General features: G+C 72.5%; 24 protein-coding genes and 1 pseudogene. 9 read left to right on the top strand and 16 right to left on the bottom strand.

The features are described 5' to 3' along the window. Positions 1 to 6: 6 nt before the first annotated feature. Genes ACZ5NJ_RS27515 through ACZ5NJ_RS27525 form a run of 3 tightly spaced genes read right to left on the bottom strand, consistent with a single transcriptional unit; the run spans position 7 to position 3,595 of the window. Positions 7 to 663: a response regulator transcription factor gene (locus tag ACZ5NJ_RS27515; protein WP_468768080.1), complete on the bottom strand. Its 657-nt coding sequence runs from the start codon at positions 661 to 663 to the stop codon at positions 7 to 9. After that, positions 651 to 1,985, bottom strand: a complete 1,335-nt coding sequence (locus ACZ5NJ_RS27520) for a sensor histidine kinase (RefSeq protein ID WP_468768082.1) — start codon at positions 1,983 to 1,985, stop codon at positions 651 to 653. Before ACZ5NJ_RS27520 ends, ACZ5NJ_RS27515 begins: the two co-directional genes overlap by 13 nt. 41 nt (positions 1,986 to 2,026) lie before the next feature. After that, a complete protein-coding gene (locus tag ACZ5NJ_RS27525) occupies positions 2,027 to 3,595 on the bottom strand; it encodes a YfcC family protein (protein ID WP_468768084.1) in 1,569 nt (522 codons plus the stop codon). Positions 3,596 to 3,779: 184 nt separating this feature from the next. Here ACZ5NJ_RS27525 and ACZ5NJ_RS27530 point away from each other — a divergent pair, with 184 nt between their 5' ends. Together ACZ5NJ_RS27530 and ACZ5NJ_RS27535 are read left to right on the top strand one after the other, a co-directional pair. Further along, positions 3,780 to 4,352 carry a hypothetical protein gene (locus ACZ5NJ_RS27530; protein ID WP_468768085.1) on the top strand — a complete coding sequence of 191 codons (573 nt, stop codon included), beginning with the start codon at positions 3,780 to 3,782 and terminating at the stop codon, positions 4,350 to 4,352. Between the two features lie 72 nt (positions 4,353 to 4,424). Beyond that, positions 4,425 to 5,201, top strand: coding sequence for a bestrophin-like domain (locus tag ACZ5NJ_RS27535; protein WP_468768087.1), 777 nt, complete (start codon positions 4,425 to 4,427; stop codon positions 5,199 to 5,201). Between the two features lie 48 nt (positions 5,202 to 5,249). Here ACZ5NJ_RS27535 and ACZ5NJ_RS27540 read toward each other — a convergent pair whose 3' ends face one another. The 3 genes from ACZ5NJ_RS27540 to ACZ5NJ_RS27550 form a co-directional block, all read right to left on the bottom strand. Beyond that, positions 5,250 to 6,440 (bottom strand): MAB_1171c family putative transporter, encoded by a 1,191-nt coding sequence (locus ACZ5NJ_RS27540; RefSeq protein WP_468768090.1) that lies wholly within the window; start codon positions 6,438 to 6,440, stop codon positions 5,250 to 5,252. Continuing rightward, the gene (locus tag ACZ5NJ_RS27545; RefSeq protein ID WP_468768092.1) at positions 6,437 to 6,994 is read right to left on the bottom strand and encodes a toxin-antitoxin system, toxin component; all 558 of its coding nucleotides are present in this window, start codon (positions 6,992 to 6,994) and stop codon (positions 6,437 to 6,439) included. Before ACZ5NJ_RS27545 ends, ACZ5NJ_RS27540 begins: the two co-directional genes overlap by 4 nt. Before the next feature lie 64 nt (positions 6,995 to 7,058). Beyond that, positions 7,059 to 7,727, bottom strand: coding sequence for a helix-turn-helix domain-containing protein (locus ACZ5NJ_RS27550; protein WP_358897047.1), 669 nt, complete (start codon positions 7,725 to 7,727; stop codon positions 7,059 to 7,061). A 335-nt stretch (positions 7,728 to 8,062) separates the two neighbouring features. Between ACZ5NJ_RS27550 and ACZ5NJ_RS27555 the strand changes: the two genes are divergently transcribed. From ACZ5NJ_RS27555 to ACZ5NJ_RS27565, 3 genes are all read left to right on the top strand, one after another. Further along, positions 8,063 to 8,935 (top strand): helix-turn-helix domain-containing protein, encoded by an 873-nt coding sequence (locus ACZ5NJ_RS27555; RefSeq protein ID WP_468768095.1) that lies wholly within the window; start codon positions 8,063 to 8,065, stop codon positions 8,933 to 8,935. 223 nt (positions 8,936 to 9,158) lie between these two features. Further along, positions 9,159 to 10,517, top strand: coding sequence for a 6-phospho-beta-glucosidase (locus tag ACZ5NJ_RS27560; RefSeq protein WP_468768097.1), 1,359 nt, complete (start codon positions 9,159 to 9,161; stop codon positions 10,515 to 10,517). Between the two features lie 76 nt (positions 10,518 to 10,593). Beyond that, positions 10,594 to 12,648 (top strand): MDR family MFS transporter, encoded by a 2,055-nt coding sequence (locus ACZ5NJ_RS27565; RefSeq protein WP_468768099.1) that lies wholly within the window; start codon positions 10,594 to 10,596, stop codon positions 12,646 to 12,648. Between the two features lie 54 nt (positions 12,649 to 12,702). Here ACZ5NJ_RS27565 and ACZ5NJ_RS27570 read toward each other — a convergent pair whose 3' ends face one another. Continuing rightward, the gene (locus tag ACZ5NJ_RS27570) at positions 12,703 to 13,197 is read right to left on the bottom strand and encodes a nucleotide triphosphate diphosphatase NUDT15 (RefSeq protein WP_468768101.1); all 495 of its coding nucleotides are present in this window, start codon (positions 13,195 to 13,197) and stop codon (positions 12,703 to 12,705) included. Positions 13,198 to 13,379: 182 nt separating this feature from the next. Here ACZ5NJ_RS27570 and ACZ5NJ_RS27575 point away from each other — a divergent pair, with 182 nt between their 5' ends. Further along, complete coding sequence (locus tag ACZ5NJ_RS27575; protein WP_468768102.1) at positions 13,380 to 14,885, top strand: NAD(P)/FAD-dependent oxidoreductase; 1,506 nt, start codon at positions 13,380 to 13,382, stop codon at positions 14,883 to 14,885. Here the strand turns inward: ACZ5NJ_RS27575 and ACZ5NJ_RS27580 are convergent. Further along, positions 14,849 to 15,001, bottom strand: a pseudogene (locus ACZ5NJ_RS27580) (ATP-dependent DNA ligase); the annotation flags it as partial. The gene ACZ5NJ_RS27575 and the pseudogene ACZ5NJ_RS27580 overlap by 37 nt on opposite strands. A 60-nt stretch (positions 15,002 to 15,061) precedes the next feature. Here ACZ5NJ_RS27580 and ACZ5NJ_RS27585 point away from each other — a divergent pair. Further along, positions 15,062 to 15,493, top strand: a complete 432-nt coding sequence (locus tag ACZ5NJ_RS27585; RefSeq protein WP_468768104.1) for a recombinase family protein — start codon at positions 15,062 to 15,064, stop codon at positions 15,491 to 15,493. 953 nt (positions 15,494 to 16,446) lie between these two features. Here ACZ5NJ_RS27585 and ACZ5NJ_RS27590 read toward each other — a convergent pair. The 8 genes from ACZ5NJ_RS27590 to ACZ5NJ_RS27625 all read right to left on the bottom strand — a co-directional run bounded on the left by ACZ5NJ_RS27590 (position 16,447) and on the right by ACZ5NJ_RS27625 (position 21,222). Beyond that, positions 16,447 to 16,878, bottom strand: a complete 432-nt coding sequence (locus ACZ5NJ_RS27590; protein ID WP_468768105.1) for a hypothetical protein — start codon at positions 16,876 to 16,878, stop codon at positions 16,447 to 16,449. 76 nt (positions 16,879 to 16,954) lie between these two features. After that, on the bottom strand, positions 16,955 to 17,395 hold the full coding sequence (locus ACZ5NJ_RS27595) for a glycine-rich domain-containing protein (RefSeq protein ID WP_468768106.1): 441 nt from the start codon (positions 17,393 to 17,395) through the stop codon (positions 16,955 to 16,957). A gap of 263 nt (positions 17,396 to 17,658) precedes the next feature. Then, complete coding sequence (locus ACZ5NJ_RS27600; RefSeq protein WP_468768107.1) at positions 17,659 to 17,880, bottom strand: DUF7848 domain-containing protein; 222 nt, start codon at positions 17,878 to 17,880, stop codon at positions 17,659 to 17,661. An 8-nt stretch (positions 17,881 to 17,888) separates the two neighbouring features. Beyond that, positions 17,889 to 18,095 carry a hypothetical protein gene (locus ACZ5NJ_RS27605; RefSeq protein WP_468768109.1) on the bottom strand — a complete coding sequence of 69 codons (207 nt, stop codon included), beginning with the start codon at positions 18,093 to 18,095 and terminating at the stop codon, positions 17,889 to 17,891. A gap of 291 nt (positions 18,096 to 18,386) precedes the next feature. Further along, entirely contained in the window at positions 18,387 to 19,235 is an 849-nt protein-coding gene (locus ACZ5NJ_RS27610) for a helix-turn-helix domain-containing protein (RefSeq protein WP_468768111.1), read from the bottom strand. Positions 19,236 to 19,248: 13 nt separating this feature from the next. Further along, on the bottom strand, positions 19,249 to 19,776 hold the full coding sequence (locus tag ACZ5NJ_RS27615; protein WP_468768112.1) for a DUF6879 family protein: 528 nt from the start codon (positions 19,774 to 19,776) through the stop codon (positions 19,249 to 19,251). Next, a complete protein-coding gene (locus tag ACZ5NJ_RS27620; RefSeq protein ID WP_468768114.1) occupies positions 19,754 to 19,981 on the bottom strand; it encodes a hypothetical protein in 228 nt (75 codons plus the stop codon). Before ACZ5NJ_RS27620 ends, ACZ5NJ_RS27615 begins: the two co-directional genes overlap by 23 nt. Positions 19,982 to 20,151: 170 nt before the next feature. Continuing rightward, positions 20,152 to 21,222 carry an ATP-dependent DNA ligase gene (locus ACZ5NJ_RS27625; RefSeq protein WP_468768116.1) on the bottom strand — a complete coding sequence of 357 codons (1,071 nt, stop codon included), beginning with the start codon at positions 21,220 to 21,222 and terminating at the stop codon, positions 20,152 to 20,154. 75 nt (positions 21,223 to 21,297) lie between these two features. On the opposite strand from ACZ5NJ_RS27625, the gene ligD reads away from it, so the two are divergent. Together ligD and ACZ5NJ_RS27635 are read left to right on the top strand one after the other, a co-directional pair. After that, entirely contained in the window at positions 21,298 to 22,329 is a 1,032-nt protein-coding gene (gene ligD, locus ACZ5NJ_RS27630) for a non-homologous end-joining DNA ligase (protein WP_468768118.1), read from the top strand. A 19-nt stretch (positions 22,330 to 22,348) separates the two neighbouring features. Continuing rightward, the gene (locus ACZ5NJ_RS27635) at positions 22,349 to 22,861 is read left to right on the top strand and encodes an HAD domain-containing protein (protein ID WP_468768120.1); all 513 of its coding nucleotides are present in this window, start codon (positions 22,349 to 22,351) and stop codon (positions 22,859 to 22,861) included. The last annotated feature ends 31 nt before the right edge of the window (positions 22,862 to 22,892 follow it).

The raw sequence follows: 22,892 nt of genomic DNA on the forward strand, positions 1-22,892 counted from the left end.
TACCCCTTACGCGTCCGCGCCGCGCAGGTGCGCCAGTACGGCCAGGACGCGGCGGTTGCCCTCCGTGGGATCCAGTTCCAGTTTCGTGAAGATGCTGCCCGCGTGCTTCACGACGGAGGCCTCGGTGACGAACAGCCGTGCCGCCAGCGCCTGGTTGTTGAGCCCCTCCGCCATCAGGGCCAGCACCTCGCGCTCGCGCGGGGTCAGCCGGGCCAGGGGGTCGTGCGCGGGCCGCGGGGCCAGCAGGACGCGGACCACCTCCGGGTCGAGGACCGTCTGCCCCTCGTGCACCCGCCGCAGGGCGTCGAGGAACTCCTCGACCTCACCCACCCGGTCCTTGAGCAGGTACCCCAGCCCGGCCGCCGGTCCGCCGGTGAACAGCTGCGTGGCGTAGGCGGTGGCCACGTACTGGGACAGCACCAGGACCGGCAGCGTGGCGTCCCGGGACCGCAGTTCGAGCGCGGCCCGCAGCCCCTCGTCCCGCAGCCCGGGCGGCATCCTGACGTCCGTGACGACCACGTCGGGCCGCTCGGCCTCCACGGCGCGCAGCAGCGCCGGGGCGTCGCCGACGGCGGCGAGGACGCGGTGGCCGCCCAGGGCCAGCAGCTCCGTCAGACCCGCACGCAGCAGGACGGAGTCCTCGGCCAGGATCACCCGGAGCACGGCACCTCCACCCGCAGCTCGGTCGGCCCGCCGACCGGACTGGACACCGTCAGCCTTCCCCGCAACATCGCCACCCTGTCCGCGAGTCCCGCCAGGCCCGCTCCCGCACCGGGATCGGCCCCGCCGCGGCCGTCGTCGGTGACGGTGAGAGTGAGCCGGCCGCCCTCGACCCTACCGGCGACGCCGACCCGCGAGGCACCGCTGTGCTTGGCGGCGTTGGCGAGCGCCTCGGTGACGGTGAAGTACGCGGTGACCTCGACCGATGCGGGCAGCCGGGGCACCTCCAGGTCCACCGTCACCGGCACGGGATGGCGCAGCGCCACCTCCGCCACGGCCGCGGCCAGCCCGTGGTCGGTCAGCACCGGCGGGTGCATGCCCCGGACGAGATCCCGCAGTTGGGCCAGCGCCAGCTTCGCCTCCTCGCGCCCCCGGCGCACCAGGACGGCGGCCCCGTCGGTACCGGGGGTCTTGCGCAGCTCCAGCTCGGCGAGGCCCAGCGTCATGCTGAGGGCGACCAGCTGCTGCTGCGCCCCGTCGTGCAGGTCCCGTTCGATGCGGCGCCGCTCGGCCTCGAAGGCCTCCACCAGCCGGACCCGCGAGCGGGTCAGCTCCAGCACCCGGGCGTCCTCCCCGCGCGGGCCGAGCAGCAGCCGGGCCGCCTTCACCTGGGCCCCGCCGACCAGCGCGGCCCCGTACGCGGCGAACACCAGCCCGGCCAGTCCCACGGCGGTCCCGCCGAGCGCCGCCGACGGCCCGGCCACCGCCTCGCCCGGTATCAGCATGACCGGCTCCGGCGCGAGGGCCCACACGATCACCGGGGCCGCCACCAGCATCAGGGAGAAGGCCAGCAGGCTCAGCACCCCGAAGCCGGCCGCGCCGAAGACCACCCCGAACAGCAGGGCGTAACCGAACTCCCGCCAGGTGGCCCGCTCCCGCAGCCGGGTCCGCAGCCAGGCGGCCGCACCGGCCCCGGCGAGCGAGGTGTGCGGGTCCGCGACCGGCTCCGGCTCGATCCACCGCAGCCGCCGCCGCTCCAGCTCCCCGAGCGGCACGGCCCCGGCCACGGCCCCGACCAGCAGCACCAGCCCGATCCCGGCGACCGCCAGCAGCAACCCGAGCCCGAGCAGCAGCGCCAGCGCACACAGCACCGCGTACCCGATCACGAACCCGCTGCCGAGGTACGCCCAGCACCGCCAGGGCCACCAGGACCCCAGGAACCGCAGGGGCCGCCGCAGCACCCGCCAGACGGCCACGGGGGGTTCGGGCGGTTCGGACACGGGAGCGGGAACGGGGGCGGGCGCGGCGGCGGAGGATCCGGGCATACCGCCAGCCTAGGCGACGCGCCCCCGTCCCCGACGGGCCGTCACATCGCCGCGCCCAGCGCCACGAAGGCGCAGATCAGCACGGCCAGCACCGAGAGCAGGGGCCACACGAAACGCAGGTACGTGTCGTAGCGGACCTTCGCCAGCGCGACGCCGCCGATGGTGACGGCGGTCGTCGGCACCCACAGGTTCATCCAGCCGCTCGCCGCCTGCCAGGCCGTCACCACCACCGCCCGGGAGACCCCGGCGAAGTCGGCCAGCGGGGCCAGGATCGGCATGGCGAGGGTGGCGTGGCCGGAGGTGGAGGGGATCAGGAAGGCCAGCGGCAGGTTGACCAGGAAGACGATCACCGCGAAGACGCCGGACGAGGTCCCCTTGACCACGCCCTCGATGGAGTGCAGGACGGTGTCGGTGATCTTCGCGTTGTTCATGATGACGGTGACGCCCCGGGCCAGCATGATGACCAGCGCGGGGGAGACGAAGTCGGCGGCGCCCCGGATGATCGTCGAGCTGAGCTCCGCCTCGCCCATCCGCGCCACCAGCCCCACCAGCACCGCCGCGCACAGGAACAGCGCCGACAGCTGGGGGAAGGACCAGCCGAGCTCCCAGGAGTACGGGGTGGCGTCGGCCCTCCCGGTCAGCGCGCCGGCCCAGGGCACCACCGAGAAGATCATGAAGGCGAAGACCAGCACGAGCAGGACCAGCACGGCCTGGTGCAGCCGCGTCAGGCGGGGTTCCGCCTCGGCGTCGGCCTCCGCCTTGCGCGTCAGGTCGCCGGGCAGGAACCCGCACAGCGAGCGGTCGGGGTCGCGCCGGACGCGCCGGGCGTAGCGCACGACGTAGAGGACGGTGACGGTGGTGAGCACCACCCACATGGCGAAGCGCAGCACGATGCCGTCGCCGAGGGAGATGCCGGCCGCCGAGGAGGCCACGCCGGTGGCGAAGGGGTTGACGGTGGAGCAGAGCACGCCGACGCCGGCGCCCAGGATCGCGGCGCCGACGGCCACGAGCCGGTCGTAGCCGAGCGCCAGCATCATCGGCACCAGCAGGCCGTAGAAGCCGAGGGTCTCCTCGGCGAAGCCCTCCACGGTGCCGAGGACGGAGAAGACCACCATCACGGCGGTGATCAGCAGGGCCCCGCGGTCGCGCAGCCGGTGGGCGAGGCGGGCGATGCCCCGGTCGAGGGCGCCGGTGGCGAAGACGACGGTGATGAAGGCGCCGATGGCCAGCACGAAGAGGAAGACGCCGGCGCTGCCGTACAGGGCGCCCGTGAGGCTCGGGCCGACCTCGTGGGTGGCGGGGTCCTGGATGCCGTAGAGGCCGTTGACGGGGGACAGGAAGAGGTCGTTCAGCCGGTCGGTGAGGCTCCGCGTGCCCCGGACCCGGTGGTAGGTGCCCGAGACGGGGGCGCCGGCCGCGTCGCGGTCGTACTGGCCCGCCGGGATCAGGAAGGCCAGCAGCCAGACGGCGACGGTGACCAGGGCCAGGATGGTCAGGGCGCTGGGGAAGCGGAGCCCCCGGGCGGGGGCGGCCGGCTCCGGTTCCGGCCCGTTCTCCTGCACGCGCGCCACCGTCCTTCGGCCGAGCCGCGAACCCGTCCCTCCGAGCATGGTCCGCGGGCCCGCGCGACGCCGTGGCGGACTGCGCCACGGGGGTGACGGGCCCGCGCCGTCACCGGCGCGCCCGGAGTCCCGCGGGCCCGGGGGATCCCGACCCGTCCGGTGCGTGTCGAACCGGGCCCTTGATCGTTTCTTCTCTGTAACCCCTTGTCGGCTGCCGGATCGGAGGACCGCGGTGACGGCTTGGCAGTACTACGCCGGGGCGGGCATGGTGGCCGCGCTCTGCCCGCTGCACGGCCATGTGGCGGTCGCCGGTGACGGGCACGGCAGCGGGGCCCGGGTCGACGTGTGCGTACCGGCCGGGCGGCCGCCCGCCGCCCGGCCGCCGATGCCCCCGCCGCCCGTGGCCCGGCCCGGCAGCCCGGCCGTGGTCCCGCCCGCCGTACGGGTGCGGGTGCCCGGCGCCGAGCGGCCCGCCGTCCACCACCCCGGTGACGCTCCGGGCCTGCCGCGGGACCCCGCCCCCGCGCCCCCGGCGCCGGGTGGCGCGGCGCAGCCGGCCCCGGCTCCGCCGGCGTCCCCGCCGGGGCCGCAGGCGGCTCCGGCCGCAGCTCCCGGTCCGGCCGGGCCCGGGACCGCCGCGCCCGCGCGCGCCTTCCACGTGCGCCCGTACCACTCCGTGGCCCTGGAGCGGCGCGGCCCGAACGGGCTGGGCACCATGATGCTGATGGTGGTCGTCACCACCCCGGCCGTGCTCGCCGCCGCCGCGCTGCGCCCCCGCTCCAAGAGCCGCGGCGCGGCCTCCTGAGACACCGAAGCGCCGACGGACCCACGCACCGGCGCACCACGTACCGACGCACCCACGAACGGGAGATCCCTCGTGTCCGAATGGCTGGTCCTGGCCATCGCCCTGGCGCTCGTCTGCGCCCTCGTCCTCGCCATGACCGCGCTCCGGCACCGCCGGGTCGCGGCCGACGAGGACACCAGCGAAACCCCCGACGTCATCGAGTACATGACGATGATGGTCGGCGTGGTCTACGCGATCGTCCTGGGCCTGGCCATCGCGGGAGTCTGGGAGGCGCGCGGCGCCGCCGAGGACAGCGTGCGCCGTGAGGCCCAGTCGCTGTACGAGGTCACCCAGCGGGCCGACGTCTACCCGGCGCCCGTCCGCGACCGGATCCGCGGCGAGGTGGACGCGTACGTCTCCCACACCGTGAACGTCGACTGGCCGCGGCTGGTCTCCGGCAGGCAGGCCACCCCCGAGGGCGCGCAGCTGCTCGGCCGGCTCCGCACCGACGTCACCCACCAGAGCCCCGCCAACGAACTCCAGGCGCAGGCCTACCAGCCGCTGCTCGACCAGATCGCGGCCGCCGACGACGCCCGGCACTCCCGTACCCAGAGCGACGAGTCCACCCTGCCGAGCGTGGTGTGGGTCGGGCTGCTGGTGGGCGGGGTCGTCACCATCGGGCTGATCTTCACGCTGCAGATCCGGCGTTCGGGGCGCGAGCTGCTGCTGGCCGGGCTCTTCAGCGCGCTGATCGTCTTCCTGCTGTTCATGGTCTGGAGCTTCGACGCCCCCTACGGCCGGGACGGCACCGACTCCGCGGGCGCCTTCCAGGACCTGTTCCCAGTCCTGTCGGTGACGGCCTCCCGCTGAGGCACGGGGGCCGAGGCCCCCTCCCGCGGCCGTGCGGCCCCGGCGGGTTCAGCCCCCCGCCGGGGCCGCCTGCCGCCGGGCCGCGGCCACCAGCGGCGAGTGCCGCAGCGCGAGCGAGATGCGGACGAGGTCGCGCGGCCCGTCGGCGGTGAGGAGCACCCGCCGGCCATCCGCGTCCTCCTCCTCGGTTCCGGCCGCCGCCTCCGGGTCGGCGGCGCAGACCCGCACCGCGGCCGCCACCATCACCGCGTCGGCGACGGCGCGGGCCGTCTCCTCGTCCGCGCCGTCCGCCCGGGCGCACGCGTAGGCGGTGTCGCGGTGACGGCGGTCGAAGCAGGGGCCCAGCCTCAGGAACCCGTCGTGGATGTCGGACTCCCGCTGGATCACCCGGATCGCGGCCGGGGACCACCAGGACATCCGCACCCCCGGCGTGCCGCTCGGCGCGGTGCTCTGCACCTCGTGCCACAGCGCCCCCAGGTCCCGGTAGGTGCTCCAGGTGCGCCAGCTGTCCGACACCCGCTGGTACACCAGGGGCAGCACGAAGCCCACCGAGCTGACCAGCGCGCCGGCGGAGGCCAGCGGCGGGGCGACGAAGGTGCTCAGGAAGTCCAGGTCGCGGCCCAGCCAGCGGGCGGCGACGGCGGACATCTTCGCGGCGTCGTAGGCCAGGCTGATGGCGTAGCCGGAGATGATGATCAGCAGTCCGGCCCGGAGCCAGCCGCAGACCTGGAGGGACCACCGCCAGCACATCGACACCATCACCATCACGGCCACGTTGTGCGCCAGCAGGTAGGCCAGGATCATCAGCCGGACGTACGGGGTGTTCGCGTAGTACGTGTCGAAGTCGCGCAGCCGCTCGACGGGGGCCGACCCGACGGCGAACAGGACGACGATCGCCGCGATGACGACGGCGTAGCCGGCGATCCAGCGCAGCGACGTGTGTCTGATCTCCTCCGCCGGGCCGCCGCGCCAGTTGAACACCAGGACGAGGCAGGAGGCGCTGAAGGCGGTCATCAGCGAATAGACGAGGGGGGCGGAGAAGTTGGGGATCCCGGTCCAGCGGTTGACGGCCGCGATGGTGGGCGGGGCGGCGAAGGCGAAGACCGCGCCGGCGAGGAGGAGCAGGAAGCAGACCGACCGCAGGAGCGGATCGCGCCAGTTGGTGCGCAGGGCCGGCAGCTTGCAGACGAGGGAGATCGCCATCGCCGCCGCCGGGATGTAGTAGTCCGGTCCTTTCAACGGTCGTTCCTGTGCCCCCGGTAGCCGAGGGAGGTCTCGATCCGGCCCGCCAGCTCGTCCCGGCCGCCCGCGGGCCGCGGGCCGGCGGAACCGGCGAGCCAGGAGCGGCACCTGCTGCCGAGCAGCAGCCCGAAGGTCTCGGCCTCCGTCTCCTCCTGGACGTCGGCGCGGGTGCGCGCCGCGACGCTGCGCACCGTCTCGCCCAGGTCGGCGCCGTCGCTCAGCAGCCGGGCGGCGACGGCGGCGCCGTCCACGTGGTGGCTGCAGTGGCCGGCCTTCATGTGCCAGAGCTCGTGCCCCAGGATGACCAGCTGGTGGTCCGGCGCGGTCCGCTCCTCGATCACCACCAGGTCGCGGTCCGCCATGTCGAGCCACAGGCCGCTCGCCGTCCCCTGCGGGAAGGCCGCCATCCGGAACTGCACCGGGCGGCCCCGGTGCCTGCTCATGCCGTCGCAGAGCGCGGTGTAGAGGTCCACGGGTTCCACGGGGGCGGCCAGCTTGATGCCGGACACCAGCTCCGCGCACAATCGCCGCTGCGCTCTGCCTATGCTCACCGTTCTCCCCGTCGACGCGGATCCGGATCAGGACTCAAGGATCAGATCCAGACTTTCGACTGGGTCATGATTCGTTCGGTTTGACGCTTTCGAGAAGCATGTCCAGCCATTCGGTCACCTTGTCCCGGTGCTTGTCGCTCGGCAGTTGGGCCGCGCGCCAGGCGATGCCCCGGACCCCGTGGTTCTGCAGGAGCCGGGCGAGCGGGTCGCCGGCCGCCGCGGCCTCGGCCGGTACGGGCTGCCGCTCGCGTCCCGCGAAGTCCTGGAGGAGCTGCTGCTCGGTGCGCTGGAGGGCGTCGGTGAGGGCGTCGGCGTCATGGGCGGTGAGGAAGCCCGCGTGCACCCCGAAGAAGCGCTGGATGGCGTCGCAGTGCTCCATGGTGGGCCGCCGGTCGCCGTTGATGAGGGCGCCCGCCTGCTGCCGCGACATCCCGGCGCCGTCCGCGATCTCCTGCTGGGTGTAGCGGCGGCCGTTGGGTTTCACCCGGGTCCGCCGGAGCAGGTCGAGGCGCTGGAGGAAGCGCGCCTGGAGGTCGGGTTCACCGGCCCGCCGGCCGTCGAGCAGGGATCTGATCACGTCGGTGGGAACTCCGGACGCCTCCGAGAGGCGGCGGAGGTCGAAGACCTGGTTCGGGTCGCGGCCCATTTTGTTCGCCAGCTCGGCGACCCGCGTGACGGTTGCCGCCAGGGGCGCGTTGGCCACCGCGACGGGAGCCGGGAAGCCGTCTGTCACCAGTGGTTCTCCTAGATCGCGCGAGGTCAGTGGGCACGTGGTCGGCCTCAGGGAATCTATCCGGTTTGTTTTGGGAGAGCCAGAACTTGCCACAGCTGTGGCGCGAATGAGCTGTCGCCAGGCTGGAATTGCCACAATAGTTGACACTCGAATGAAGTCGGTAGCAGGATCGCCACACGGAAATGAAGATCCAGACCGTTGAGGAGGGGGAGCTCTCGGTGCCACATCTCGCAGCGGTGGGCCCGTCTGATGGCCTCGTCCGAGCCGGTGAGGAGCGCCTGGCGGGCGACGAGTCCGCCCGTGGCGCAGTGCGGTCGGAACGGCGCAAGGAGATTTTGCGCCAACGCCGCGAAGAACTGGGCCTGAGTCAGGAAGACCTCGCGGCGCGCCTGCGCATCAGCGTACGCGCGTACGGGAACTGGGAGCGCGGGCTCGTCAAGGAATGGACGGACCGCAAACTCCTCGCCCTGGCCGAGGCCCTGGAGATGAGCGAGCGGCAGTGCTTCTGGCTCTTCAGGATCATGGTCGACCGCGAGCCGCCGCCCACCTGGCGCGCGGCCGAGGAGAACCGGCTGCCCCAGGACCCGGGCCAGCGCGACTACCTGGTCGACTACGCGGCCCTCATGGAGGCCGTCCCCTACCCGAGCTTCCTGGTGGACCACCGCTGGGACGTGGCCCTCACCAACTCGGCCTTCGACCGCCTCTTCCAGACGGTGAGACCGCACCCCACGGCCCTGCCGGACGACAACTTCCTGCGCTTCGTGCTGTTCCATCCGGACGCCGCGGCCGTGCTGGAGGACCACGAGCCGGCCTGGTGCGTGCCCCTGCTGGCCCAGTTCGCGACCGCCCTTGCGGCGGCCCCGGAGGACGAGGGCCTGCGGAGCATCCGTCAGGAGGTGGCCCGCGACCCGTTCATGGAGGCGGCCTACCGCTACGGGGTCCCGCACTGGCTGACCACCCACGGGCAGGAGGCCGCCGAACAGGACGGCGCGGTGCGGACGGTGCGCCACCCCGACCCGGGCTGGGGCCTGGTGCGCTGCCGGATGGTGGCCGAAACCAGCCGGATGCTCGACGGGATGGGACTGACCCGGATCACCCTGGTGCTGTCCGCCCCGCAGGGCCTGCCGACCGGCCCCGTACGCGGCGGCGCCGGGTTCCAGCAGGCACCGGGGGCCCGCCTGCGGGCGGTTCCGGCGCTGGGGGACTGACCCGGCGGGGGACACTGGTCCCCGAGCGCCCGCCACGGCGCGGGCGGCGGCGGGATCCGGTGATGCTCCGGTACGCCACCGCCGGGCGCCGAGGGGTCGATGCCACGATCGGCGACATCGAGCGGATGTCGCCGATCGTGGCATTCGCGGCGGTGCCCGGGGCGCCGCGCCCCGGGCCGTGGCGGCGACAGGTACCTCGAAAGGCCGGAAGGACGGTAGGGGCGTGCGGTTGACCATCCTCGGCGGGGGCGGATTCCGCGTCCCGCTCGTCTACGGAGCACTGCTCGGCGACCACGCCGAGGGCCGGGTGTCCCGGGTGACCCTCTACGACGAGGACCCGGTGCGGCTCGCCGCGATGGCCCGGGTGCTCGCGGACCAGGCCGCCGCCTCCGGGGCGGCGGACGCCCCGGAGGTCACCGCGACCCGGGACCTGGACGAGGCCCTGCGCGGCGCCGACTTCGTCTTCTCCGCCATCCGCGTCGGCGGTCTGGAGGGACGCGCGGCGGACGAGCGGATCGCCCTGGCCGAGGGGGTGCTCGGCCAGGAGACCGTCGGCGCGGGCGGGATCGCGTACGGCCTGCGGACCGTGCCCGTGGCCCGTGAACTGGCCCGCAGGATCGCCCGCGGCGCCCCCGACGCCTGGGTCATCAACTTCACCAACCCGGCCGGAGTGGTCACCGAGGCCATGTCCGAGGAACTGGGCGGACGGGTCATCGGCATCTGCGACTCGCCCGTGGGCCTCGGCCGCCGGATCGCCCGTCTGCTCGGCGTCGCCCGCCCCGAGGAGGCGTGGATCGACTACGTGGGCCTCAACCACCTGGGCTGGGTGCGCGGACTGCGGGTCGGCGGCCGCGACGAGCTGCCCCGGCTGCTGGCCGACGACGAGGCGCTGGAGTCCTTCGAGGAGGGGCGCCTCTTCGGTGCCGACTGGCTGCGCTCGCTGGGCGCCGTTCCCAACGAGTACCTGCACTACTACTACTTCAACCGGGAGACCGTACGGGCCTACCAGGAGGCCGGGCAGACGCGCGGGGCCTTCCTGCGCGACCAGCAGCGCGGCTTCTACGCCGGGGCCGGCCGGGCGGAGCAGCCCCCGGGGGCGGCGCTGGCCGCCTGGGACCGGACCCGGGCCGAGCGCGAGGCCACGTACATGTCGGAGAACCGCGAGGTGGCGGGCGTCGGGGAGCGCGAGGAGAGCGACCTGGAGTCCGGCGGCTACGAGAAGGTGGCCCTCGCGCTGATGCGGGCCATCGCCCGGAACGAGCGGGCCACGCTGATCCTCAACGTCCGCAACGGCTCGACCCTGTCCGTGCTCGACGCGGAGGCGGTGATCGAGGTGCCCTGCCTGGTCGACGCGAACGGGGCCCACCCGGTGTCGGTGGCGCCGCTGCCGCTGCACGCGGTGGGGCTGGTGACCTCGGTGAAGGCGGCCGAGCGGGCCGTCCTGGCCGCCGCGGCGAGCGGCTCGCGGGCCGACGCGGTGAAGGCGTTCGCGCTGCACCCGCTGGTGGACTCGGTGGCCGTGGCCCGGCGGCTGCTGGACGGTTACGCCGCCGAGCACCCGGGGCTGGCCTACCTGCGCTGAGCCGGGCCCGCGTCGGGTTCACCCGTACGGCGGCTTGCGGCATGCGGGGCGGGCGGGCGGCTGTGACAGTGCGAGGGTGACCACTGCCCCCGCCGCGGCCGCACCGCCGCCCGTGCTCGACCGGCGGCGGCGCAACGTCGTCTTCGGCACGATCATGCTGGGCGTGCTGCTGGCCGCCCTCGACCAGACCATCGTGGGCACCGCGCTGCCGACGATCGTGGGGGACCTGGGCGGCGGGGACCACATGGCCTGGGTGGTGACCTCGTACCTGCTCGCGGAGACCGTCGCGACCGTGCTGGTCGGCAAGTTCGGCGACCTCTTCGGCCGCAAGGTCGTCTTCCAGATCTCCGCGATCGTGTTCATCACCGGCTCCTTCCTGTGCGGACTCGCCGGGAACATGTCCCTGCTGATCCTGTGGCGCGGGCTCCAGGGCATCGGCGCCGGCGGCCTCATGGTCACCTCCATGGCGCTCATCGCGGACGTGGTCCCGCTGCGCGAGCGCGGAACGTACCAGGGCGCGATCGGCGCCGTCTTCGGCGTGGCCACCGTCATCGGCCCCCTGCTCGGCGGGCTGTTCACCGACCACCTGAGCTGGCGCTGGGCCTTCTACGTCAACGTCCCCGTCGCGGTGCTGGTGGTCGCGGCGGCCGCCCGCACCATCCCCTCGGTACGGGCGGCGGGCCGGCCCCGCGTCGACTACCTGGGCATCGCCCTGGTCGCGGCCGGGTCCAGCACGCTGATCCTGGCCACCAGCTGGGGCGGGAACGAGTACCCCTGGGACTCCGGGGTGATCATCGGACTGCTGGCGGGCGGGGTGCTGGCGCTCGCGCTCTTCTGCCTCGCCGAGACCCGGGCCGCCGAACCGATGCTGCCGATGCGGCTGTTCCGCAACCCCGTCTTCACGGTGTGCTCGGTGCTCAGCTTCGTCGTCGGCTTCGCCATGCTCGGCGCGATGACCTTCCTGCCGACCTACCTCCAGTACGTGGACGGGGACTCCGCCACCCTGTCCGGGATCCGCACCCTGCCGCTGGTCGTCGGCCTGCTGATCGCGTCCGTCTTCAGCGGCAACGTCACCAGCCGGACCGGCCGCTACCGGATCTTCCCCATCGTGGGCTGCGCGGTGATGGGCGCCGGCCTCTACCTGCTGTCGCGGATGGACGCCGGGACCGGCGCCTGGCTGGAATCCCTGTACATGTTCGTGCTCGGCGCCGGGATCGGCCTGTGCATGCAGGTGCTCACCATCGCCGTGCAGAACACCGTGGACTACGCCGACCTGGGCACGGCCACCTCCGGCGTCACCTTCTTCCGGACGCTGGGCAGCTCGTTCGGGACGGCCGTGTTCGGGACGATCTACGCCAACAGCCTCGGGCCCGCGCTGAAGGGCGCCGTGGCCGAGGCCGCCCGCGCCACCGGCGGGGACCCGGCCCGGCTCGCCACCGCCGCCCAGGACCCCAGGGCGGTGCACGCGCTCGAACCGGCGGCGTCCGGCCCGATCGTCGGCGCGTACACCGAGGCCCTGCACACGGTGTTCCTGTGGACCGTGCCGGTGGCGGCCGTCGGCTTCGTCGTCGGGCTCTTCCTCGAGCAGGTCCGGCTGCGCGACAGCGCCCGCGCCGCGTCCACGGACATGGGCGACGGCTTCGCCTCGCCGGTGACGGCCTCGGGGGACTCGGCCAAGCTGCTGGAGCTGGCGGTGGGCAAGCTGGTGCGGACCATGGGGCCGCGGCAGGCGAGGGGCATCGTGGAGGCCTCCGACACCCGGCTGGACATGGCCGGCGCGTGGGCCGTCATGCAGGTGGACCTGCTCACGCGTACGGTCGGGCACGCCGGCCTGGGGCTGATCGCCTCGCGCCGGTCGCTGCCGCCGGAGGTGCTGCTGCCGGTCTTCGACCGGATGGTGGAGGAGGGCTACCTGACCCGGCAGAACGGATTCTTCAGCCTGACGCGGGGTGGGCAGCGGGAGGCCGACGTCATCTCCGCGGCCTGGGCGCGATGGCTCGGCGACCAGCTGGAACGGGACCGGGGCCGGCCGCGCAGCGCGGAGCTGCGGGCGGCGGCGGACGCGATCGCCAAGCGGCTGCTGGCGGAGGACCTGCGCGAGGGCGACTTCGCACCGCGGCAGGGGGTGTAGACGGGGGCGGCCGGAGGGGGTCGGGCCGGGCGGGGATTCCCGGGTCGGGCCGGGTCAGGCCGGGTCGGCGACGGGGTAGTCGTGCCGGGGGACGTGCGGGAGGGCGGGCAGGTCGTGGCGCCAGGCGTGCAGGACCGCCGCCGAGGGGGAGTACAGGCCGCCGGGGATCTCCTCGGGGGCGAACCAGCGCCATTGGGTGATCTTGTGCGGCTCGGTCACGGCCGGGGTGCCCTCGGCGGAGCGGGTGAGGGCGGCCGCCGTCAGCCGGGTCACGCCGGTGTCGAGGGAGGAGATCTGCACGGCCAGCACCTCGACGGCCTCCGGTGCGGTGCGCAGGCCCGTCTCCTCGGCGAGTTCCCGCGCGGCGGCCTGCTCGAAGCCCTCGCCCGGGTCGACCTTGCCGCCGGGCAGTTCCCAGCGGCCGTCGTGCGCCTGGCCGAGCAGCACCCGGCCGTCGGGGCCGAGCACGATCAGCCCGACGCCGACGACGGCGTTGGGCTGGGGGACGGCACGGGGGGCGCTACTGGCTTGGGGGTTCCGGTCGGTCACGGGAGCCGTCCTGTTCTTCGTCTTCGTCGTCCGGTGGGGGCAGGCGGGGGCCGCCCGTGAGGGGCCGGGGGGACGGTCATTGTCCCACCCCCTCGGACGGGTGTGCGAGTTTCGGCCAGGGGCCGTGCGTGCAGGATCTGTCGGTCTGATCGTCGTACGTTACGTCGGCTCGGGGGCGCGCAATGGCACATGTGCTGGTCATCGGCGGTGGGGTCGCGGGGCTGGCGACGGCCCTGCTCGCGGCCCGGCGGGGGCACACCGCCGAGGTCTTCGAACGCGACACCCGGGCCCCCGGAACCGCCCTCGACCGGGACTTCTTCGACTGGCACCGGCCGGGCGTCCCCCAGGCGGCCCAGCCGCACGTGCTGCTCGGCGCCGCCCGGGCGGTGCTCCGGGCCGAGCTGCCGGACGTCCACGCGGAGATGCTCCGGCTCGGCGCCCGCGAGCGGCACGAGCTGGACTGGTTCGACGTACGGCCGCCCGCGCGGCCCGGCGACGAGGACCTGGTGCTGCTCCAGGCCCGGCGCGTCGTACTGGAGAGCGCGCTGACCACCGCCCTGCGCGCGGAGCCGGGCGCGGTGGTGCGGTACGGGGAGCCGGTCACCGGCCTGACCACGGCCGGGGGCCCGCGGCCCGTGGTCACCGGTCTGACCACGCCGGGCGGCCGGCACGCGGGCGACCTCGTGGTGGACGCGGCCGGACGGCGCTGGGGCCGCGCCCCGCTGCTGGCGCGGGCCGGCTGCCGGCCGGGCACCGTCGAGCGGCACCGTACGGGCCTCGCCTACTTCTGCCGCTGGTACCGGCTGCCCGACGGGGTGGACGAGGGGCCGAGCCGGCCCTGGACGGTCACCGGCGGAGCCTTCGCGGGCTGCGCCGTCTTCCCGTCCGACAACCGGGTCTTCGCCGTCACCGTCTTCGCGCACACCGGGGACCCCACCCGGGCCGCCCTGCGCGATCCGGCCGTCTTCGAGGCGGCCGCCCGGGCCTTCCCGCCCGGCGCCGCCTGGCTCGGCCTGGGCGCCGCGCCGCTGTCGGGGGTGCTGGCCATCGCGGGGCTGGACAACCGGTGGAGCCCCCTGGCCGACGGGCGCGGTCCGGTGGTGAGCGGGATGGTCCCCGTCGGGGACGCCCTCACCCACACCAACCCCACCCTGGGCCAGGGGACCTCGCTCGCGCTGTGGGCGGCCGACCGGGTGGCCCGGACGGCCCACCGGGACCCGGGTTCCCCCGGCTTCGCCGCCGGCTACCACGGCTGGGCGCTGCGCACGCTGAAGCCCTGGTTCGACTTCCAGGCGGGCGCGGACGCCGCCGTCGGAGAACGGCTCGCGGCGGGCGCGGGCGCGGGCGCGGGCGGCGGGGCCGACGGGGCGGGTCGCGCGGACCGGGTGCGGGAGGCGGCCGCGCTGTTCGAGTGCGCGCTGGAGGACCCGGAGGTGATGCGGGCGCGGGCCCGGGTCCGCCACCTCGCCGCACCGCCCGGCCGGGCCTACGCGGACCCCGTGGTCCGGGCCCGGGTGGCGCGCTGGCTCGCGGACCGGCCGGGCTGGGTGCCGCACGCGGTGGGGCCGGACCGGGCCGCGTGGGAGGAGCTCACCGCGTCCGCGTCCGCGTCAGCCTCCGCGCCCTCCTGCGACCCCGCCTCGGTGCCCCCTCAGCCGGCGCTGCCCAGCACCTCGGCCAGGTCGTAGCCGACGACCTCTTCCAGCTGCTCGTACGTGCAGCTCTCCGGGGTCCGGTCGGGCCGCCAGCGGACGAACTGCGCGGTGTGCCGGAAGCGGTCGCCCTCCATGTGGTCGTACCTCACCGCGTACAGCACCCTCCACTACGGGTCGCGACGTCGCCGCACTGGAGGGAAGATCCACACATGGGCCAGGTACGTCTACTGGGGGCGCTGCGGGAGTCCAAGGGCCGGGACTGGTCCGATTCGTTCGAGGGGCAGGAGAACGACGTTCGTGGGCTGGTGGCTCGGCATCGCGGCGCCTTGGCCGAGATCACCCGCGACCGTGATGTGTCGGGCCGCGAGGTGCGCCTTTTCGAACGGCCGGATCTTGGCCCCTGGCTCAAGAAGCCAGACCTGTACGACGGCATCGCCGTCCAGAAGATCGACCGCCTCACCCGGCGGCCCGTGGACATCTGCTTGTTCTTCGAGTGGTGCAAGGACCACGGCAAGTTCCTCGTGTCCGCCGACGGCGTCGACACCCGGACTCGGGCCAGTGTGGACGTTGGGGCCGTCGAGGCTCTGACCCCACAGGCAAGGCAGGAGAAAAGCCGTCGTGCGGCCCTGATCCGCCACTAGGGCAACGCGGGTACCTGTGGCTAGGCAGATGCCGGTGAAGCCGGTTGAGCCAGGCCCGTGCCCGTGGCATCAGGCGTTCGGCCGGGTGATGATCCAGGAAGCTGAGGCGTGGGTTAGGTGAGCGGTGACGGCAGGGCAACGCGGTGCAGGCCCGTGCCCGGCGAGCGGCAGCAGGCGGGCAGTGCTCGTGCAACGGCTGGCCGGCGTGTGCGGTCTAACGGACAGGAGGCAGAGGCTGTGAGCCTCGGCCGGCGGTTTGCAATAGGACGGCGATGCACTTCAACACACCTACTGATCTGGGCTGTTGTCATATTCGGTGCGGGCGTAGTAGCTTGTGAAAGCTCTTGTGATACCACTCGAACCATGTGCTAGTCGGCGTCTCGCCGTGTCGGCATGCAAGAGAGTTGAGCAAGATCGAAACGAGCGACCTATAGCAAGGCTTCGTTCGGAGCGCGCTGTCTCCGAACACCTTCCGTGGTGGTGACACATCACGGCAGCCCGCACCCTCTTTCCCTTCGGGGCATTCAAGGTCATCACGACCTCAACGAACACCACTCGCCGACGACGGCGGGGGGCGCAGCTCGCGGGCGGCTGTGTTTTCCGGCAGACACCTCCGTCTGCCTTCGTTGAGGTTTTGTGCCTTGCGCACCCTCTCGAAGGCGACGGCCTGACCGTCCTTGTAGAGGCCATGTGGGCCGTTATGCAAGAGTTGGCAGCTTCGGGTCCGGACGCACTGATCGCGTTCTTCGCTCTCTTGGTCTTCATGTTTCTTGCCGCGTTGATGATCGCCTTGCGAAAGGCTGACCCAGGCCATCGGCCTGAGATCATCAGAGCCCTGGCTGAGCTGATGGGCTTTTGGAAGAAACGATGAAATCCAGCCGAGTTGGGCCCCGCGAGCTAGGCCGGCGGGGCACGTGACCTGTGGTGTCGGGGGGATATCCCTCTCAACGCGTCTATGCCGTGTAGAAGGAGGGCCGCTTCGTAACTTGGTCAGGCGTGAGCCCTTCCACGGTGAGGTCTCCGGTCCACAGGTGGTCGCGGTTGGCGTACGCAGCCTCGAAACCGACCCGTTTTCCTCCCGGTTGCAGCTTCCAGTCCTGCTCCTGGAACTGGGCGATGCGGTCGCTGCCGCATACGAACGCACGGGTGGCCTGGATCAGGATCCACTGCGCAAGCTCGATGTCCTTGGCGGCGGACCTCCGGCTCTTGCGAGCCATGTCCCACAGACGGGGCCACTCGACCCCCGGCGTCAGCGGGCCGACGATACCTACGTCTCCGATTCGCCGTTCGTCAAGGTGGTGGGTGGCGTATCCGAAGATGACGCCGAACATGTGGAACACGGTGACTCTGCTTCGACCAGCGAGGCCCTCGTCATTGCTGCTCATCGATGGAACCCTTGTGTGTGGTGCGACCCCGGGCGCAATGCCCGCGCCCGGGGTCGCTTCGTTCATGAGGGCAGGTTCAGCAGCACGGGCCGTCGCCGCAGCACGCGGGCTGGTTGCAGCTGGCGGCCGTGCCCCACAGGGCTTCGTCCGCCTCGAACCCCGCGGCCTTGGTCCGCTCCACGGTGGAGACCATCAGGGGTCGGGTGCGGACCTTGGAGTTCGGGGCGTGGTGCACGAAGTAGCCGAACTCCTTCTCGCAGAAGTCGGCGTACTCCTGCGTGTGGAGCATGAACGTGTGCCAGCCGGGGTCCACCTGCTGACTCGGGGCGAGGTCGAACGCCTTCTCGCTCCCCAGCACGTAGACGAACGCGATGGCCTGGTCCATGACCTTCCGGGCTACGGACAGCTCCTGTCCGTACTGGTCCGCGCAGAACGCGGAGAGTTTCTCGAACAGCTCAGGACTGAGCAGGTCCCGCCCGCGCCGGAGCGCGACGGGGGATTCCAGCATCGTCGTCATGCCATTACTCCTCTCGGGTTGGGTCAGGTTGCGGGTGGCGGCGGGAACTTCTCTCCGCCCTCCTTCTCTCCGGGATCGGTCATCGCCTTCACCTCCTCCCTTATTCCGGCCGGCATTGGTCACCGCCCCCACAAGGGGCGGGAGTCTGAGCGGGGCTACGCGCCCCAGCCACGGGCCACGATCATGGCGACCGTCACAGCCCAGGCGGTGGCAGCGGCGAGGGTGAGCAAGCGGGGGTGCGGGGAGGCTGCTCCCCGTCGTGGTCAGTCACCGCGCACCCGCTGAACCACGGCGGTGTCCTTGTGCGTGCGCTCGAACAGCGAGTGGTACAGGTTCAATCTCGTGTGGCTCATGCACTGGCGGTCGACGTCAGCCACGTCCGCGCTGGTCGTCGCTTCCCACGTGCAGTTCTCGTGCAGGCACTTCGCGGAGACCGTGGGGGGTTTGCGGGGGACCGGGATGATCCGGTGGTTCACGAAGCGCATGATCGTCTTCACTTGCCCGCCCCCGGGGACTCAGCCTTCGGCCGTTGCCTCATGTGCGGGTGGTTGCGGATCTCCTCGTTGATCTTGGCTACCTCGCGGAACTCACCGGCCTCGAAAGCCTCGCTCCGCTCCACGTCCAGAGCGACGCAAACGCCACAGGTGTCCGTGGCGACCGGCCAGCCCCGCCGCGCGGGGGTGACGTTCCTCGTCGTCACCGGTGCCCCCGGGCGGTGTGGCGACGGATCAAGACGTTCATGTCGCTCACGACCGTGCCCGAGGTCGGGCCCTTGGCCGCGCTCCGGGTGCGCGCCCACTTCTGGCACTGGTCGCAGGTGGAAGGAGGGTCGGGCCACACCGGCATGAAGAGAGCGGCTACGTCCGGTCTTACCTTCGTCGTCTGCCTGCTGGCGGCCACTGCGCCCCTCCCGATGACTTCACGGTCGATGTCATGACCGTAGGAAGGGGGCTAGAGCGGCCTCAACGAACTTGCATGAGCTTGCAGGGAATCACCCGAGTGCGGCGATGGCTTCCGCGATCAATGCGCGTGCGGGCCGCCCATGGCAGGCAAGTTTGGCCAGTTCAGCGAACATGTGGGCGTACGTCTCGATCTCGCTGGGCTGCTTGACGGTCACCTGCGCCGTGGCTAGCTCGATGATCACTTGGCTGTCGTCGTAGATCCAGAAGCCTTCCACGGGCCACATGACTCGTTCGGCGCTCATGGGGACCACGCCAAGGCTCACGTTGGGCAGCACGGCGATTTGAAGGAGGTGTCCGAGTTGGGCGGCCATGACGTCCGGGCCGCCGAAGCGGGAGCGCAGCGCCGACTCTTCCAGCACGATGCCGAAGTGCCGATGAGCATCGTGTAGGTAGCGCTGGCGTAGCATGCGCACCTTGACCGCTGCCTCAACGTCGTCTGGGATCTGCCTGAACGAGACGATCCGCTTCATGATGGCCGTTGCGTAGTCGGCCGTCTGGAGCAGGCCTGGGATCACCCCGGGCTCGTAGATGCGGAATCGGCTCGTCCGGGCGTACAGGGGAACGTGGGCCTCTTGGGCGTGCTTGAGGCCTGCGCGCTGCAACCGCTTCCACTCGACGTACATCTCATCGATGCCGTGGGCCGTGGCGCGCAGGTCTTCGTAGTCCTGCGGGACTCCGCAGATGGTGACGTAGGCGAGGAGGTCTTGATCCGAGGGCGGCGTCTTGCCGTTCTCGATGCGGGAGGCCTTGGACTCGCTCCACCCCGCACGCGCGGCCAGCGCCCGCGCTGTCAGGCCGGTCGGCTTGCGAATGTCTCGCAGCCGCCTGCCGAGGGCAGCGCGGGCGTCCTGGACTGCTGATGAGGGTGACGTGTTCACGGGCGGTCAGGCGTCAGGTGGGCTGGTACTCCGAGTGCGGAGTGGCCCGTTCCCAGACAGCTTCGAACGCGCCGACGCACAGCTTGAGGATCGTCGGGTCCTCGGTCATCTCCAACCAGTCGCCCGGGGCGCTCTCGCCGTTCCCGTCGAAGTGCAAGACGACCACGGTCTTGTTGTCGAAGACCCAGAAGTCGTTGCCAGGGAAGGCGATGTCGGTAGCGTTCCGGCGCGGAAGCCACCTGATCTGCTCCCCGGCCTTCACGTTGGCGTCGGAGACGTGATGCTCGAACCGGAGGTAGTCCGATTCCGGGACGGAGAACACGCGGGCGCGACGGATGGACACACCCCGGTCCGTGGCCTTGCGGACCCACTTCAGCCAGTGGCGGATCTCCGGGTCGTTGTCCTCGGGGAGGTCGCGGAAGCCCTGCTTCCAGGCGATGAAGCTGGGGTCGGACTCCATGTAGCCATCCCGCATCTCCAGATGGATGGCGCTGTGCTCGGCCGAAGCCAGAAGCTCCTCAAACGACGGGACCGTCGGCACCCTTAACCTCCAAGAAGAACTGCACCATGCGTCGCGGCAGCTCGATGACATCCTCATGGCCGGGGATGTCCATCAGTTGCCTGCGTTCCGCGTCCGTCACCTTGAACCCCTGGACCAAGTACGTGTCAGAGGCGTCGTCCAGGTAGATCGTGGGCGAGCCGCCATCCTTGCTCTCAGGGTCCTTGCCGAGCTTGTGCAGAGCCATGGTGTCCTCCTCGCTAGGGGCTGACGATCTCTGTGTGCAAGCTTGCGTGGCGGACACTCTCGCGCGCATCGAACTTGCACCAACTTGCGCGACTGAATGCCGGGTCTGGCTGGAAGCTGCCGGACGGAGACAGCAGGAACCCCCGCGGCCGGTGGGGGTCGGGCGAGGCGCTACTTTCCATCCATGCCGAGGACCGCGGCCAGGTCGTAGCCGACGACCTCCTCCAGCTGCTCGTACGTGCAGCTCTCCGGGGTCCGGTCGGGCCGCCAGCGGACGAACTGCGCGGTGTGCCGGAAGCGGTCGCCCTCCATGTGGTCGTACCTCACCTCGCAGACCCGCTCGGGGCGCAGCGGCACCCAGGACAGGTCCTTCTTCCCCGTCCAGCGGCTCTGCGCGCCGGGCAGCCGGGCGTTCTCGTGCGCGGCCTCGTCGGTCCAGGAGGCCCACGGGTGCCCCTCCGCGTCCGGCATCCGCAAGGGCGCCAGCTCCTCGACGAGCTCGGCGCGGCGCTTCATGGGGAAGGCGGCGCAGACCCCCACGTGCTGGAGCGCGCCGTGGCCGTCGTAGAGGCCCAGGAGCAGCGATCCGACAATCGGACCGCTCTTGTGGAAACGGAAACCCGCGAGGACGACGTCGGCCGTACGCTCGTGCTTGATCTTGAACATCAGGCGGGCGTCGGGCCGGTAGGGGAGATCGAGGGGTTTCGCGACGACCCCGTCGAGCCCGGCGCCTTCGAACCGCTCGAACCACTCCCGCGCGAGCGCGGGGTCGGTGGTGGCGGGCGCGAGGTGCACGGGGGGCCGGGCTGTGGACAGGACGCGGACGAGGGCGCTGCGGCGCTCGGCGAGCGGGGTGCCGAGGAGTGACTCGTCGCCCAGGGCGAGCAGGTCGAAGGCGACGAAGCTGGCCGGGGTGGTCTCGGCGAGCATCTTCACCCGGGAGGCGGCGGGGTGGATCCGCTCGGTCAGCCGGTCGAAGTCGAGCCGCCCGCCGTGGACGATCACGATCTCCCCGTCGACCACGCAGCGGGGCGGCAGGTTCTCCTTGAGCGCCGCCACCAGCTCGGGGAAGTACCGGCTCAGGCTCTTGCCGGTGCGGCTGCCGACCTCCACCTCGTCCCCGTCGCGGTGCACGATCGCTCGGAAGCCGTCCCACTTGGCCTCGTACTGCATGCCGGGCGGGATCCTCGCCACGGACTTGGCGAGCATCGGCTTCACGGGCGGCATCACCGGCAGATCCATGCAGTCGATTCTGCGGTGGTACGTCCGGGTCCGCTCGGTGTGCGCGTCCGGCCGCGCCCGCCTACCGTGGCGCCCATGGGCGGTAGCGCGGGTGGTGCGATCGAACTCGACGCGGGCGGACGGGCGGTACGCCTGTCCAGCCCCGACAAGGTGTACTTCCCGGAGCGCGGGTACACCAAGCGGGACGTCGCCGAGTACTACCTGGCCGTCGCCCCCGGGATCACCCGCGCCCTGCGCGACCGCCCCACCACCCTGGAGCGCTACCCGGACGGGGTGGAGGGCGAGTCCTTCTTCCAGAAGCGGGCCCCGAAGAACCTGCCCGACTGGATCCCGACCGCCCACATCGCCTTCCCCAGCGGCCGCACGGCGGACGAGATCTGCCCCACCGAGCCGGCCGCCGTGCTCTGGGCGGCCAACCTGGGCTGCCTCACCTTCCACCCCTGGCCGGTGCGCCGCGGGGACACCGACCGGCCGGACGAACTGCGCATCGACCTGGACCCGCAGCCGGGCACCGACTACCACCACGCCGTGGCCGCCGCGCACGAGCTGCGCGCCCTGCTGGACGAGGTGGGGCTGCGCGGCTGGCCCAAGACCTCCGGCGGCCGCGGCCTGCACGTCTTCGTGCCGATCGCCCCGCGCTGGACCTTCACGGACGTCCGCCGGTGCGCGATCGCCCTGGGGCGCGAGCTGGAGCGGCGGATGCCCGGCAGGGTCACGACGGCCTGGTGGAAGGAGGAGCGCGGCGAGCGGATCTTCGTCGACTACAACCAGACCGCCCGCGACCGGACCATCGCCTCCGCGTACTCCGTCCGCCCCCGCCCGCACGCCCCGGTCTCGGCGCCCCTGCGCTGGGAGGAGGTCGACGACGCGGAACCGCGCGACTTCGACATCGTGACGATGCCGGCCCGCTTCGCCGAACTCGGCGACCTGCACGCCGACATGGACGAGCACGCGTTCAGCCTGGAACCCGTACTGGAACTCGCGGCCCGCGACGAACACGACCACGGCCTGGGGGACATGCCGTACCCCCCGGACTACCCGAAGATGCCGGGCGAACCCAAGCGGGTCCAGCCGAGCCGCGCGAAACCGAAGCCCCCGGCAGCCTGACCGGCCGTAGGCTGCCCGCATGCCCCCGTCCGCCCGCGCCCCGCACCCGCACCCGCTCCTCTTCCTCGACGTGGACGGCCCGCTGATCCCCTTCGGCGGCACCGGCTACCGCACGGCCCCCGGCCCCGGTGCCCCGGACGACAACCCGCTGCTGGCCAGGCTGGACCCCGGAGTGGGACCGCGGCTCACGGCCCTGCGGTGCGAGCTGGTGTGGGCGACGACCTGGGGCGCCGGGGCCAACGAGACCGTGGGCCCCCGCATCGGCCTGCCCGAGCTGCCGGTGCTCGACTGGCCGGAGCCCCGCGAGGACGAGGGCCGGGACGGCCTCCACTGGAAGACCCGCCCCCTCCTGGCCCGGGCCGCGGGGCGCCCGTTCGCCTGGATCGACGACGAGATCGGCCCGGCCGACCGCGCCTGGACCGCCGCCCGGTATCCGGCCCCCGCCTTCCTGTGCCGGGTCGACGCGCGTACGGGCCTCACGGACGGGGACTTCGAGGCACTCGCCGCCTGGCGCGCCCGGATCGGCGACTGAGGCGCCCGGCCCGGTCCCGGACACCGCCGCG

This window comes from Streptomyces sp. NPDC032091, assembly GCF_055580265.1.